At 68.2% G+C, this 13744-nt stretch carries 17 protein-coding genes; 6 read left to right on the top strand and 11 right to left on the bottom strand.

The window, feature by feature from the left end:
- From aroC to SGRAN_RS06780, 6 genes are all read right to left on the bottom strand, one after another.
- The gene (aroC, locus tag SGRAN_RS06805; protein WP_067181879.1) at window positions 1–1077 is read right to left on the bottom strand and encodes a chorismate synthase; all 1077 of its coding nucleotides are present in this window, start codon (window positions 1075–1077) and stop codon (window positions 1–3) included.
- Window positions 1074–1502, bottom strand: coding sequence for an endonuclease domain-containing protein (locus SGRAN_RS06800; protein ID WP_067186956.1), 429 nt, complete (start codon window positions 1500–1502; stop codon window positions 1074–1076). Before SGRAN_RS06800 ends, aroC begins: the two co-directional genes overlap by 4 nt.
- Before the next feature lie 61 nt (window positions 1503–1563).
- On the bottom strand, window positions 1564–2079 hold the full coding sequence (locus tag SGRAN_RS06795; RefSeq protein ID WP_210434204.1) for a GNAT family N-acetyltransferase: 516 nt from the start codon (window positions 2077–2079) through the stop codon (window positions 1564–1566).
- Between the two features lie 7 nt (window positions 2080–2086).
- The gene (locus tag SGRAN_RS06790) at window positions 2087–2914 is read right to left on the bottom strand and encodes an SDR family oxidoreductase (RefSeq protein ID WP_067111277.1); all 828 of its coding nucleotides are present in this window, start codon (window positions 2912–2914) and stop codon (window positions 2087–2089) included.
- On the bottom strand, window positions 2911–3993 hold the full coding sequence (locus SGRAN_RS06785) for a YihY/virulence factor BrkB family protein (RefSeq protein WP_076074434.1): 1083 nt from the start codon (window positions 3991–3993) through the stop codon (window positions 2911–2913). Before SGRAN_RS06785 ends, SGRAN_RS06790 begins: the two co-directional genes overlap by 4 nt.
- Window positions 3994–3996: 3 nt before the next feature.
- On the bottom strand, window positions 3997–4926 hold the full coding sequence (locus SGRAN_RS06780) for a DnaJ C-terminal domain-containing protein (protein ID WP_067181873.1): 930 nt from the start codon (window positions 4924–4926) through the stop codon (window positions 3997–3999).
- Between the two features lie 192 nt (window positions 4927–5118).
- On the opposite strand from SGRAN_RS06780, the gene pdxH reads away from it, so the two are divergent.
- Both pdxH and SGRAN_RS06770 read left to right on the top strand, forming a co-directional pair.
- Window positions 5119–5697 (top strand): pyridoxamine 5'-phosphate oxidase, encoded by a 579-nt coding sequence (gene pdxH / locus SGRAN_RS06775; protein WP_067186954.1) that lies wholly within the window; start codon window positions 5119–5121, stop codon window positions 5695–5697.
- Window positions 5694–6521, top strand: coding sequence for a PhzF family phenazine biosynthesis protein (locus SGRAN_RS06770; protein ID WP_067181870.1), 828 nt, complete (start codon window positions 5694–5696; stop codon window positions 6519–6521). Before pdxH ends, SGRAN_RS06770 begins: the two co-directional genes overlap by 4 nt.
- Window positions 6522–6544: 23 nt before the next feature.
- Here the strand turns inward: SGRAN_RS06770 and SGRAN_RS06765 are convergent, their stop codons facing one another.
- The gene (locus SGRAN_RS06765; protein WP_237233879.1) at window positions 6545–7684 is read right to left on the bottom strand and encodes a serine hydrolase domain-containing protein; all 1140 of its coding nucleotides are present in this window, start codon (window positions 7682–7684) and stop codon (window positions 6545–6547) included.
- 26 nt (window positions 7685–7710) lie between these two features.
- Here SGRAN_RS06765 and SGRAN_RS23120 point away from each other — a divergent pair, with 26 nt between their 5' ends.
- Window positions 7711–8151 carry a hypothetical protein gene (locus SGRAN_RS23120; protein ID WP_311880688.1) on the top strand — a complete coding sequence of 147 codons (441 nt, stop codon included), beginning with the start codon at window positions 7711–7713 and terminating at the stop codon, window positions 8149–8151.
- 140 nt (window positions 8152–8291) lie between these two features.
- Here the strand turns inward: SGRAN_RS23120 and SGRAN_RS06755 are convergent, their stop codons facing one another.
- From SGRAN_RS06755 to SGRAN_RS06745, 3 genes are all read right to left on the bottom strand, one after another.
- A complete protein-coding gene (locus SGRAN_RS06755; protein ID WP_067181864.1) occupies window positions 8292–9215 on the bottom strand; it encodes an alpha/beta fold hydrolase in 924 nt (307 codons plus the stop codon).
- Between the two features lie 73 nt (window positions 9216–9288).
- Entirely contained in the window at window positions 9289–10176 is an 888-nt protein-coding gene (locus SGRAN_RS06750) for a pirin family protein (protein ID WP_067181861.1), read from the bottom strand.
- A complete protein-coding gene (locus tag SGRAN_RS06745) occupies window positions 10173–10451 on the bottom strand; it encodes a BolA family protein (RefSeq protein WP_067181858.1) in 279 nt (92 codons plus the stop codon). Before SGRAN_RS06745 ends, SGRAN_RS06750 begins: the two co-directional genes overlap by 4 nt.
- Before the next feature lie 28 nt (window positions 10452–10479).
- Between SGRAN_RS06745 and SGRAN_RS06740 the strand changes: the two genes are divergently transcribed.
- From SGRAN_RS06740 to cobS, 3 genes are all read left to right on the top strand, one after another.
- Entirely contained in the window at window positions 10480–11070 is a 591-nt protein-coding gene (locus SGRAN_RS06740) for a DnaJ domain-containing protein (protein WP_067111254.1), read from the top strand.
- An 11-nt stretch (window positions 11071–11081) separates the two neighbouring features.
- Entirely contained in the window at window positions 11082–11519 is a 438-nt protein-coding gene (locus SGRAN_RS06735; RefSeq protein ID WP_067181855.1) for a nuclear transport factor 2 family protein, read from the top strand.
- Between the two features lie 93 nt (window positions 11520–11612).
- The gene (gene cobS / locus SGRAN_RS06730) at window positions 11613–12602 is read left to right on the top strand and encodes a cobaltochelatase subunit CobS (RefSeq protein WP_067181852.1); all 990 of its coding nucleotides are present in this window, start codon (window positions 11613–11615) and stop codon (window positions 12600–12602) included.
- A gap of 18 nt (window positions 12603–12620) precedes the next feature.
- Here cobS and SGRAN_RS06725 read toward each other — a convergent pair whose 3' ends face one another.
- The gene (locus SGRAN_RS06725) at window positions 12621–13685 is read right to left on the bottom strand and encodes a DUF5694 domain-containing protein (protein ID WP_067181849.1); all 1065 of its coding nucleotides are present in this window, start codon (window positions 13683–13685) and stop codon (window positions 12621–12623) included.
- Window positions 13686–13744 lie beyond the last annotated feature (59 nt).

The following is a 13744-nucleotide window of genomic DNA, read 5'->3' as shown; positions in this document are numbered from 1 at the left end:
TTATCCGCACTGCGCCCGGTGGAGCAGCTTGTGGTCGGCGAGGACGAGCGCCATCATCGCCTCGACGACCGGCGCGCCGCGGATGCCGACGCAGGGATCGTGGCGTCCCTTGGTGACGATGTCGGCCGCCTCGCCGGCGCGGTTGATCGTCGGGACGGGCGTAAGGATCGAACTGGTCGGCTTGAAGGCGACGCGCACGACCACCGGCTGCCCGGTCGAGATGCCGCCGGCGATGCCGCCCGCATGGTTCGACAGGAAATCGGGCTGGTTGCTGCCGTCGCTGGCAGGGCGCATCGCGTCGGCATTCTCTTCGCCGCGCAGGCGCGCCGCGTGGAATCCCGCGCCGATCTCGACCCCCTTCACCGCGTTGATCCCCATCATCGCGGCGGCGAGGTCGGCGTCGAGCTTGGCATAGATCGGGGCGCCCCAGCCCGCGGGCACCCCGCTCGCCGCGCATTCGATCACCGCGCCCAGCGAACTGCCCGCCTTGCGCGCGCCGTCCATCAGCGCTTCCCAGCGCTGCGCCGCGGCGGGATCGGGACAGAAAAAGGGATTGCGGTCGATTTCGTCGAGGTCGAAGTTGGCGGGATCGATCGCATCGCCGCCGATCTCCGCCACCCAGGCGTGAATCTGCACCTCGGGGATCACCAGCCGCGCCACCGCGCCCGCGGCGACGCGCGCCGCCGTCTCGCGCGCGCTCGACCGGCCGCCGCCGCGATAGTCGCGGATGCCGTATTTGGCGTCATAGGCATAATCGGCGTGGCCGGGGCGGTAGGCCTGCGCAATCTCGCCATAGTCCTTGGACCGCTGGTCGACATTCTCGATCATCAGGCTGATCGGCGTGCCGGTCGTCCTGCCCTCGAACGTGCCCGACAGGATGCGCACCTGGTCGGGTTCCTGCCGCTGCGTCGTGTGGCGCGACTGGCCGGGACGGCGCTTGTCGAGGAACGGCTGGATATCCCCCTCCGACAGCGCAAGCCGCGGCGGGCAGCCATCGACGATCGCGCCGAGCGCCGGCCCATGGCTTTCCCCCCAGGTGGTGAAGCGCAGCACGCGTCCGAAGCTGTTGAAACTCATCGATCCCTCTCCCCTTGGGGGAGAAGGAGGGGCCCGCGCGGCGCAGCCGCGTGGGAGGGTGAGGGTCCGCCAGCCAGAGCAGCCTCGATCGCCCGACAGACGCCCTCCGGATTCTCCATCACATGCCGATTGGTGAAGCGTAGCACCCGATATCCCTCTTTCGCCAAAAATGCAGTGCGCCGCGCGTCATAGTCGATCTGAAACGCATGGCTATCGCCATCGACCTCTATCACCAGTCGCGCGGATTGACAGACAAAGTCGGCGATGAAGGGCCCAAGCCGCTGCTGGCGGCAGAACTTATGGCCGCCAAGCGCCGAGCCGCGCAGCACCGGCCACAGCTTTTTCTCGGCAGGCGTGGAATCGCGCCGAAGCGCACGGGCGCGATCGATGGTGCCATCGCGTATTTCGAAGCGGCTTTTCGTCACGCCCTCACCCTCCCATCGCTTCGCGACGGGCCCCTCCCTCTCCCCCGAGGGGAGAGAGGTCCTACCCCATCCGGCCAAACGCCGGCGCATAATCCGCGCGCCCGCCTAACGGCCAGGGCGCGTGCGAGTCCAGCATCATCGCCATGAAATGCGGCCCCGCGAAGGGCGAAGCGAAGCGCGCGGCGAGATCGGGCGAATAGCCGAAGCGCGGGTAATAGGCCTCGTTCCCGAGCACGAAGCTGATTGCCACACCCTGCGCGCGCAGCGCGTCGAGCCCGGCGCGGATCAGCGCGGCGCCGATGCCCCGTCCCTGCCGCTCCAGCGCCACCGACACGGGCGCGAGGCCGGCGGCGGACAGCGCCGCGCTGTCGGCCTCGACGTCCATGCGGCTAAACAGCACATGCCCCGCGACCGCACCGCCCGCTTCCGCGACGAGCGAGACCAGTGCGTCGCCGTCCGCCTCCAGCATCCGCACCAGTTCCGCCTCGCCCTGATAGCCATGCCCGGATCCGGCGAAGGCGGTGCGGATGATGGCGTCGATCGCGTCGGCATCCTCCGCGCGCGCGGGCCGGATCACCGGCGCATCATGCAAGCGCGATGTCCGGCGCGTCTTCCTGCTTCATGCCGATGGTGTGATAGCCCGCATCGACATGGTGCGTCTCGCCGGTGACGCCGCTCGCGAGATCGCTCAGCAGATAGAGCGCCGAGCCGCCGACATCGTCGATGGTGACGTTGCGGCGCAGCGGCGCATTATATTCGTTCCATTTCAGGATCAGGCGGAAATCGCCGATACCGCTCGCCGCCAGCGTCTTGATCGGCCCCGCCGAAATGGCGTTCACGCGCACCCCTTGCGGGCCATAGTCGTTGGCGAGATATTTGACGCTGGTTTCCAGCGCCGACTTGGCGACGCCCATGACATTGTAATGCGGGATCACCTTTTCGGCGCCGTAATAGGACAAGGTCAGCATCGCGCCCCCGCCCTCGCCCGTCTCGGGATCCTTCGGCGGCATCATCGCCGCGGCACGCCTGGCAACCGCGGTGAAGCTGTAGACGCTGATGTTCATCGTCATCAGGAAATCCTCGAGCCCGATGTCGGCATAGTGGCCGCGCAGCGCCTCCTTGTTGGTATAGCCGATCGCGTGGACGACGAAATCGATCGTCGGCCAGCGCGCCGCGAGCGTCGCGAAGGCCTGGTCGAGATTCGCCATGTCGGACACGTCGCAGTCGATCAGCAGGTCGCAGCCGAGTTCGTCCGCCAGCGGCTTCACCCGCTTGAGCATCACCTCGCCCTGATAGCTGATCGCGAGTTCGGCGCCCGCGCCGTGCAGCGCTTTCGCGATCCCCCATGCGAGCGACTTGTCGTTCGCGAGGCCCATGATCAACCCGCGCTTGCCCTTCATCAGACCCGTCATTCCGTTTCTCCGGTCTTGTCGTCTTCGATTATGATGTCGTCCACGCGCCCAATAGCGTCGTGCCCCAGATCCTCAACCTCGACCAGCGCGGCATTGAGCTCGGCACCCATCACCATACCCAATCCGACGAGGTAGAAAAAGAAAAGCGCGACCATCACCCCCGCGAGGCTGCCATAGGTCGCATCATAGCTGAGCAGGCTGGCGAGCAGCGGCGGCAGCGCCAGCGTCACCGCGATCCACCACGAGGTCGTGAACAGCGCGCCAGGCCATTTCGGGCATTTGAGCTTGCGGTATTTCGACGGCGTCAGCGAATAGAAGAGCATGTAGATGGCGAGGAACAGCCCCGCCCCCGACACCCCGCGCGAAATCAGCACGACGCCCCACGCCTGATATTGTTCGGGCAGCACGCGCGTCACGAACTGTTCGATCCCAACGATCAGCACCTGCATGCTGAACGACAGCAGCATCAGCACCACCGCGCCGGTGATGATGCCGATCGACAGCAGCCGGTAATGGAAGAAGCCCTTGGAGAAATGGGTGCCGTAGGCGCGGCGCAATATGTCGCGGATCGTTTCGACCAGGCTGCCCACCGTCCACAGCGCGACGATCGCGCCGAGCCACAGGAACAAGCCGGTGCGCGCCCCCATCACCTCGCGGATCGGCCCGGCCAGCGCCTTGGCGACCGTCGGCGGCATCAGCGAAAAGACCGCGGCGATCGCTTCCTCGCCGCCCGCGCTGCCGCCGAACAGGCTGAGCGCGGCGGCGAGCAGGATGAAGAAGGGAAAGAGCGCGATCAGCGCGAGATAGGCAAGGTTCCCCGCGTGGATGAAGCCGTCGGTATAGGTGCCGACCAGCACGCGCCGGACGATCGCGAAGGCGCGCGTTCCGGGTCCCAGCGTCTCGCGCCCGCGTTCGATGACCCCCTGCGCCCGCGCGCGTAGATGCAGGCGCTTGGCGCGTTCGGCGCGCGCTTCGGGCGAGTGCGGCGAATGCCCCTCGGCGCGGAACTCCCGCTCGACCTCGTCGGCGATTTCGCGCTCCAGCGCGGCGGACGATTTCCTCTGGCTGCGATCAGCCACGCATCACACGCCGAGTTCGGCCCGGACGGCGCGCGTATCGGTCCATTCGTCCACGATCCGGCGGAGCGCGGGGTCGTCCTTCGGCAGGTCGACCATCAGCCGCACCAGCTGATCGCCGCGCCCGCCGCTCTTCTGGCTGAATCCCTTGCCCTTGAGCCGCATCACCTTGCCCGACGTCGACCCGGCCGGGATCGACAGCATCACCGGCCCGTCGACCGTCGGCACCTTGACCTTCGCGCCCTTCACCGCCTCGGCCAGCGTCACCGGCAGGTCGAGGCGGATGTTGCTGCCGTCGCGCACGAAGAAGGGATGGTCCTTGACCGTGATGGTGACGATGCCGTCGCCATTGCCGCCCGGCCCCGGCTGTCCCTTGCCGGCGAGCCGCATCTGCGTCCCCGTCTCGACCCCCGCAGGCAGCTTGAGGTCGATGGTCTTGCCGTCGGCCAGGGTGATGCGCTGCATCGCCTGCGTCGCGGCGTCGATGAAGGACACCGACAGGCGATAGGCGACATTGGCACCCTTCGGCGGCGGGGCACTGCGCGCGCCGAAGCCGCCGAACGGGCCCCCGCCGCCGCCGCGCCCACCGAACAGACCCTCGAAGATATCGCCGAAATCGGCGCTCTCGCCGCCGAACCCCCTGAAATCGCCCTGCGGCCCGCCGCGTGGGTCGCCGCGAAAGCCGCCGCCGCCATAGCCGAAGGGCATGGCGGGATTGCCGTCGGCGTCGATCTCGCCGCGGTCGAACTGCCCGCGCTTTTCCTTGTCGGACAGCAGGTCATAGGCCTTGGTGACGTCGGAAAATTTCTCCGCCGCCTTCGGATTGTCCTTGTTCCGGTCGGGGTGCAACTGCTTGGCGAGCTTGCGATAAGCGGACTTGATCTCCGCTTCATCGGCGTTTTTCGCCACGCCGAGGGTGGAATAGGGATCTGCCATATATCTTCTGTAGCCCGATAAGTGACTGGCCGTGAAGGCCCATTGCGCGGCGATGTGGGAATGGCGCGCGGGGCGGTCAAGTTCCCCGACAACAGCTCCGTCTTCCGTCACCCCGGACTTGATCCGGGTGACGACATGATCGGGGACGGCTTTTGCTCGACCACAGGCCGGCAGCGCATTAGAAGCGCCCGCATGACCACCGACCCCTTCGCCCTGTTCGATGCCTGGTATGCCGAAGCGCGCGCCGGCGAACCCAACGACAGCAATGCGATGGCGCTCGCCACCGCGACGCCCGACGGCCGCCCGTCAGTGCGGATGGTGCTGCTCAAGGAGCACGGCCCCGACGGCTTCGTCTTCTATACCAACCTCGACAGCCGCAAGGGCGAGGAGTTAGCCGCGAACCGTCACGTCGCGCTGCTGTTCCACTGGAAATCGCTGCGCCGCCAGATTCGCATCGAAGGGGCAGCGGCGCCGGTCGAGGAAAGCGTCGCCGACGCCTATTTCGCGACCCGCGGCCGCGATTCGCAGCTCGGCGCCTGGGCCAGCGAGCAGTCGCGGCCGCTCGACAGCTATGCGACCTTCGAGGCGCGCTTCGCCGCGATGCAGGCGCGCTTCGAGGGGCAGGACGTGCCGCGCCCGCCGCGCTGGTCGGGCTGGCGCGTGACGCCCGAACGAATCGAGTTCTGGCAGGACCGCGCGCACCGCCTGCACGAGCGCACACTGTTCGTGCGCGAAGGCGATATATGGTCGAAAGGACTGCTGTTCCCATGAGCTGGCGCCGCTTTCCCGTCACGCGCGTCGACGCCTTTGCCGACCGCGCCTTCACAGGCAACCCCGCCGCGGTGATGCCGCTCGACGAATGGCTCGACGACGCGACGCTGCTGGCGATGGCGGCGGAGAACAACCTGTCCGAAACCGCCTTTCTGGTCCCCGACGAAAGCGAAGCCGCCGATTATGAGCTCCGCTGGTTCACGCCGGGCGTCGAAATCGCGCTATGCGGCCATGCGACGCTGGCGAGCGGCCATGTCCTGCTGTCGGCCGCGCCGTGGCGCGACGCGATGACCTTCCGCACGCGCAAGGCCGGGATATTGACGGTCGCGCGCGCCGGGGACGACGACGGCGACGACGTCTATCGCATGACCCTGCCCGCCTATCGCCCCGAACCGAAGCCTTTGCCCGACATCGCGGCGGCCGTCGGCGGGCGGCCGGTCGAAACGCTGTGGCATGGCGGCGGCTATGCCCTGCTGGTCTATGCGAGCGCGGCCGAGGTGCGTGCGCTGGCGCCCGACATGGCGGCCCTGCGCACACAGGGCGAAGTGCTGGCGATCGCGACGGCGCCCGGCGCCGACGATCCCTCGGCCGCCGATTTCGTCAGCCGGGTCTTCGTCCCCGGCGCGGGCGTCGACGAAGATCCCGTGACGGGATCGGCGCATTGCGTGCTGACGCCTTACTGGTCCGCGCGGCTCGGCCGCGAACGCCTTTCGGCGTGGCAGGCCAGCAGGCGCGGCGGCTCGGTCGGTTGCCGCATGGACGGCGATCAGGTCGAACTGACCGGATGTTGCGTGACGACGCTGGTGGGCGATTTCCTGCTCTGACCGGACGTCTTATCGCGCCGCCGTCACAGCGCCTCCTGCAAATCCGCCAGATGCCGCCGCAGCGCCGGAAACTGGTCGTCGCTGGTGATTCCCAGCCGCACGATCGTCACCCGCTGCGACGGCGAAACGATGATATATTGCCCCTGGTGGCCGATGCAGGCGAACAGATCGTTCGGCCCGCGGTCGGGCCATAGTGCGATGTCGGCACCGCGCGGCCGCTGACGGTTCAGCCAGATATGCCCGCCATAGCCAGCGTCGGCGGGCGACGGCGACAGCATGAAGCGCATCCAGCTTTCGGGCAGCAGCCGCTGGCCGTCGACTACGCCGTGATTGCGCAGGAATTCGCCGAACTTCGCATAGTCGCGCGCGGTGGCATGCATGATCGACCCGCCGATCATCGTTCCCTTCGCGTCGAATTCGGGGGTCAGGCTGGTCATGCCGAGCGGTTCGATCAGCCGCCCCTGGATGAAGTCGCGCACCGCCTCGCGCCGCGCCTCGGGGCTGGGCGACGGGGTCAGCGTGTCGGCGAGGATATCGGCGAGGATGACGCTGGTCGCCGAGCTGTAGTTGAACAGCTCGCCCGGCCGCGCGACCGCCGGCTTCGCTTCGGCGAAGCCCGCCATGTCCTGCGCGCCGGGACCGAAAAGCATGTCGACCGTGTCGCCCTTCCAGACGGGGTCGCCCACCTCGACATGTTCGATGCCGGAGGTCATGTGGAGCAGGTCGCGCAGCGCGATCGCGGCGCGCGGATCGCCGCTGCGCTGCCACGCCGCGACCGGCGCCGGACCGTCGAGCGACAATTGCCCGTCGGCGACGAGGAAGCCGGTCAGCACCGCGGTGATGCTCTTCGCCATCGACCAGCTGATCAGCTTGCTGTCGGGCCCGAACCCATCGCCATAGCGTTCATAGATCGGCTTGCCGTCGCGCAGCACATAGAGCGCGCGCGTCTCGCCGACCGCGTCGGCATCAGCGAACAGCGCATCGGCGCGCGCCTTCACCGCCGGATCGAGCGCGGGAAGCGGCGGCAGCGTCTCGGCGGCGATCGCCGGGTCGGGCGCCGCGCCGAACCGCGGGGCCGGCACCGGCGCCGCGGTCGCGCCCTGCCCCGCCGCCTGCGTCAGCGACCAGCCGCCCAGCATCGCGAGCACGGCACTTGCCAGCATGGCTTTTTTCGTGATCATGGCATCCCGTGAGTAACACCAACCCGCCACAGACGGCAACGGGCGAACCGACGCCGCCGGCCGCGCCCACCCTGCCGCCGCTGCCAAGGCCCGAGGTGCCGGCGCATCTGCGCGGGCGCAAGCGGGGCGCGAGCCGCTGGGGCGGCTGCCTGCCGTGGGCGGCGATCGTCGGGGTGCTGCTGCTCGCCTTCCTGATCTGGAAATTCCCGTCTTTCAAGGCGCAGGCCGAACTCGGCTCGGCCTATGCCGCGCGGGTCGGCTGCTCGTGCCGCTACGTTCAGGGCCGCAGCCTCGAAAGCTGCCAGAGTGATTTCGAGCCGGGAATGGAGCTGGTGTCGCTGAGCGAGGATCCGGCGACCAAGACGGTGACGGGCAGCGTCCCCCTCCTCGCCTCGCGCAGCGCGCGCTACGCGGGCGCCAACGGCTGCCTGCTCGATCCGGTGCGCTAGGACCAATCGACATTCAGCTCTGGCGGCCTGCAAATGGCGGCCTTTCGCGCTTCCGGTGCTCACGTGCCATCAGCACGCTGCGCTCCGGGTCGCGAAAAACCACCATTTTCGGCTCGCCATCCTCTGAATGTCGATCCGTCCTAACCCGCCGCCAGGAAAGCGTCCATCGCCGCATTGACGCGGTCGGGGGCTTCCCACGGCACGAAATGGCCGCAGCCCGGCACCTCGACTATCGTCGCGTCGGGAACCAGCACGTCCAGCCCGTCGAGATTGCACGCCGGCAGCGCGACATCGTCGAGCGCCCAGATCACCAGCGTCGGGATCGTCAGCTTCGGGAAAGGCGTCGCGGGCGGTTCGCCATAGGGCGCGTCCATCGGCGGCACCTCGGCCGGCGAGCCGCGATACCAGTTGATCATCGCGCGGCATGCCTCGCGGTCCTCCCAATCGACGATCAGCCGGGCGATCTCCTCGGGCGGCTGGATACCGCCGCTCGGCACGCGGCCGGCAAAGGCGTGCGCGAGCAGCCCGGCGATGCCCTGCTCCTCGATCAGCGCGTCGCTCGCGGGATCGCGGAAGGTGCGGATATACTGGCTTGCCGCGCGCTGCTCCGGATTGGTGAGCAGCAGGCGCTGGAAAATGGCCGGGTGCGGCGCATTGGCGATTACCGCGCGCGTCACGCGCCCCGCCCATTGCGGGTGCAGCCCGCCGGGCTGGCCGCCGAGCGCGACGCCCCACGCGATCGCCCCACCCCAGTCGTGACCGACGACGGTGAAACGCTCGACGCCGAGCGCATCGGCGAGCGCGAAGACGTCGGCGATCAGCTTGTCGGGCGTATAGGAGTCCGCGCCCTGCGGTTTCGACGAGCCGCGATAGCCGCGCTGGTCGGGCGCGATGCAGCGGAAGCGGTCGGCGAAATGCGGAAGCTGGTGGCGCCAGGTGCGGTGCGATTCGGGAAATCCGTGGAGGAAGACCAGCGCCGGCGCATCACGCGGCCCCATGTCGACGACGTCGAGGTCTACCCCGGTCGAAAGCGCCACCCGCTTCTGTTCGAAATCGCCTACCATCTCGCGCTCCTTCCATCTTCCGTCGGCGCGAAGGTGGCGGGATTATTTCCCGCTGACAAGCCTGTCAGTTCGATCAGGGATAGGCGGGCGTCTTCGGCATCCCGGGCAGCGGGATATATTCCTCGCTGTCGCCGGGGACGAACGGGAATTTGCGATCCTTCCAGTCGTGCTTGGCCTCGTTGATCCGGTCGCGCGACGAGCTGACGAAATTCCACCACAGGTGCCGCGGCGTCGTGAAGGCCTCGCCGCCGAGCAGCATCACCCGCGCATCGCTCGCCGCGCGCAGCGTCATCGCCTCGCCGGGCTTCAGAATATAGAGGCTGTAGCGATCGAGCCTCTCGCCATCGAGGCTCGCGTCGCCCAGCGCGACGACCACCGCGCGCTCGTCGGCCTCCGCCTCGATCGGGATCGCCGCCCCCGCCTTCATCGCGATGTCGGCATAGATGGTCGCGGCATGCTGGGTGATCGGCGAGCTTGCGCCCCACAGGCTGCCCATGATGACGCGCGCCGATACCTGCCCGTCGTCGATCAACGGCAGGTCTTCCTGCGCGGCATGCTCGAACGCCGGGTCGATCTCCTCCTTGCCGTCGGGCAGCGCGAGCCAGGTCTGCATGCCGGAAATCGCCGATCCGGTCGCGCGCTCGGCCGCCGGGGTACGCTCCGAATGGACGATGCCGCGCCCGGCGGTCATCAGGTTGCAGGCGCCCGGACGGATCGTCGCCAAGGTGCCCAGGCTGTCGCGATGATCGATCGCGCCCTCGAACAGATAGGTGACGGTCGCCAGGTTGATGTGCGGGTGCGGCCGCACGTCCATCCCCTTGCCGATGTCGAAATGCGCCGGGCCGAACTGGTCGACGAAGATGAAGGGGCCGACCATCGTCCGCGCCTTGTCGGGCAGGGTCCGCCGCACGTCGAAGGCGCCGATGTCGTGCGTCGAGGGCGTGATCACCTGCATCGTCATTCTCCCGGCGCGGTCGCCTTGATCGCCAGCGCATGGACGCGCTGCCCCGGTAGGTCGCCCAGCGCCTTGTTGACCGTCCGCTGGCGCGCGACGCGGTTCTGGCCCGCGAAGCCCGCCCATTCGATGTTCAGGCTGAAATGCGACTCGCCCGATCCATCGTCGCCGACATGACCATGATGCTTCGCGCTGTCGTTGCTGAGGATGAAATCGGCGTCGGGGAAAGCGGCGCGCAGCCGCTCCTCCATTTCGCGTTGGACTGGACCTTTCTGCGTCATGCCCCCATGTTGGGCGCGGACGTTCCCTATGACAAGCCCCCGCCCCAACCGATTCCACGGCCGCGTGCCCCGCGAGGCGCAATGCGAAGCCCCCGGCTGCACCGAGCCCGGCGAGTTCCGCGCCCCCGTCACCGGCCACCGCTCGCCCGACGGGCCGCCGCCGTGGCGCTGGCTGTGCCTCGACCATGTGCGCGAATTCAACGCCGGCTATAATTTCTTCGACGGAATGAATGCCGAGCAGATCCTGGCCGCGCAGTCGCCGACCGCGGGCTGGGAGACCGAGAGCCGCGCCTTCCGCGCCGCAGGCAGCGCCGACCTGCCGCCGCGCTGGGCCGATTTCCGCGATCCGATCGACGCGTTAGGCGCGCGCTTCCGCCAGCGGATGGACGAGGCGCGGCGGCAGGCCGCCGACCCGCGCTTCACCCGCGACGAGCATCGCGCGCTGGCGATGATGGGCCTGCCCGCCGACGCCGGGCGCGCCGCGCTCCGCCGCCGCTACAGCGAACTGGTCCGCCGCTATCACCCCGACCGCAACGGCGGCGACCGCAGCCACGAGACGCGGCTCGGCGAAGTGGTCGCCGCCTATCAGCTGCTGCGAAAGAACGCGGCCTTCGCATAGGGAGAGGATGGATGAGCGACCTCGACGAACGGCGGATCGAAACCGTGAAGCGCCACATGGCGCTGGAGATCGCGCAGGATTGGGACGCCGTCCTCGCGACCTTCGATCACCCGCGCTACGAACTGCTCGGCCCCGGCACCATCTTCGACGGCGAGGCGGCGGTGCGCTCCTATTTCGCCTCGTCGCGCGAACCCTTCCCCGACCAGGCGAACGAGATCATCGCGATCGCCGCCGACGCCGCGACCAACACGGTGCTCGTCGAATTCTGGCTGACCGGCACCCATCTCGGCCCGCTGCGCCTCGGTCTGCGCACCGTCGAGCCGACCGGCAAGGCGTTCCGCATCCGCATGGCGGCAAGCTTCGAATTCGTGCCCGGCAGCGACCGGATCGTCTGCGAACGGCCCTATTACGACCAATCCGCGGTGATGAAGGCGCTCGACCTGTTCTGAATAAGGCGTTGCAAGCCGCAACCCATGGCGATACCGCGACGGCGTAGCGCCGCCGGCGGCGACTCTCCCTCTTTGCCCTGCTGGACATTTGCCATGACCGATATTCCGAACAGCCTCCCCGATCATCACGGTTCGACGCTTCTCGCGGCGCCCGATACCGAGATCGACGCGCGCGAGGTTTTCGGCGTGGATATCGACATGAAGGTGCCCGCGTTCAGCGAGGCCGACGAGCGCGTGCCCGACCTCGACCCCGCCTATGTCTTCGACGGCGACACCACCCTCGCGATCCTCGCGGGCTTCAAATACAACCGCCGCGTGATGGTGCAGGGCTATCACGGCACCGGCAAGTCGACGCATATCGAACAGGTTGCGGCGCGGCTGAAATGGCCGTGCATCCGCGTCAATCTCGACGCGCACATCAGCCGCATCGACCTCGTCGGCCGCGACGCGATCGTGCTGCGCGACGGCCAGCAGGTCACCGAGTTCCGCGAGGGGCTGCTGCCCTGGGCGCTGCAGACGCCGACCGCGCTGGTCTTCGACGAATATGACGCCGGGCGCCCCGACGTGATGTTCGTGATCCAGCGCGTGCTGGAGACGGAGGGCAAGCTGACGCTGCTCGACCAGAATCGCGTGATCCGCCCGAATCCGCACTTCCGCCTGTTCGCGACCGCGAACACGGTCGGGCTCGGCGACACCAGCGGGCTCTATCACGGCACGCAGCAGATCAACCAGGGGCAGATGGACCGCTGGAACATCGTCGTCACGCTCAACTATCTGCCCGCCGCGACCGAAAGCGCCATCATCCTCGCCAAGGTGCCGACCGCCGACGACGCGACCGTCGCCAACATGGTCAAGGTCGCCGACCTGACGCGCCAGAGCTTCATGGCCGGCGACATCTCAACCGTCATGTCGCCGCGCACAGTGATCAGCTGGGCGCAGAACACCGCCATCTTCAACAGCCTCGGCTTCGCCTTCCGCCTTTCCTTCCTCAACAAGTGCGACGAGGCGGAGCGGATGATCGTCGCCGAATATTATCAGCGCGTGTTCGGCGAGGACCTGCCCGAAAGCGTGGTCGGCAAGTAAAGCGGGAGCCGCCTCCCGCTATTGCAGGACCGTTTCGGCATCGACCAGCCGGACGTCGTGCATCCGGTGGAGATAAGCCTCGAAATAACCCTTGTGCGAGACACCGACGATCGACAGCGTCCGTGATCCCGGCTGCGCCGCGATCGCCGCGCGGATGTTGGCGACCATGCGCAGGTTGCGCGCCTCCCACCAGCCGACATAGCGCCGGCCATAGCCCTCCGGCGACGGATCGGCGAGCGCGGCGCCGAAATCACTGTCGAAGGCGACCTGCGCCGTCTCCGGTCTGTTATAGTCGCGATAGAGCGCCAGCACGTCCTCGCCGTCGAGCCGGGCCATCAGCGCATCGTCCCGCGCCTTGCGCCGCTCGGCCACGGGATTGTTCCAGGCGCGGCGCATCGCCGCCTCGAAACCCGGATCGTCGTCGAGCGATGCATTGATCGCGTCGGCGCTGTGGTCGTCCGCCGCATGGACGCGTTCGAGCCCGAGGCGCGCCGCGAGCGCCGCGGCGATCAGATAATCCTCGTTGCGCCGCGTCGTCAGCGCCGTGAGTTCGGACGCCAGGGCTTCGTCCAGCCCGTCGCCGGCCCGCCGCTCGGCGGCCGGCAGGCGCAGCCACTGAACCAGCGCCGACGCCGGCTCGCCGCCCGCGAGGAACAGCGCCGCCAGATGGCGCCGGTCGGCCGGCTGCGGCTGCGCGGGCCAGGCGGCGAGCCGCCGGTCGGCCTCGGTCGTCGCCGCGGCCATGTCGAGCCCCAGCGCCTTCTGCGCCGGGCCCGGATCGCGGCAATAGGAGTCGTAGGTTCCCGGATAGCGCGCCTTGTAGCGCAGCATCATCTCGCATTCGGGCCCCGACACCGCCTCGATGGTGATGATATCGGGCTTCCACGCCGCGAGCCGCGCCAGCAGCGGTTCGAGATGCGCGGGATCGAAATCGGCGGGCAAGCCCGAAAGATGCGGCGTGCCGAGCACGACGACGAGGTTCGGCGGCCCCGCGACCTGGCTCTTGAGCGCGGCCGGATCGAAAGCCGGAACATAGGGGACCTCCGCCCCCGCGGCGAGCAACAGGGCCAGCATTGCGGACATCGGCTTCTCTCCTGCATCAGAACTGCCCCTCGATAGACGAAGTGTATTATTCAATCAAT

Source organism: Sphingopyxis granuli, assembly GCF_001559015.1.
GTDB classification, from domain to species: Bacteria; Pseudomonadota; Alphaproteobacteria; order Sphingomonadales; family Sphingomonadaceae; genus Sphingopyxis; species Sphingopyxis granuli.
The sequence above is the reverse complement of the archived record's forward strand: the minus strand, read 5'-3'. Positions and strand labels throughout refer to the sequence as shown.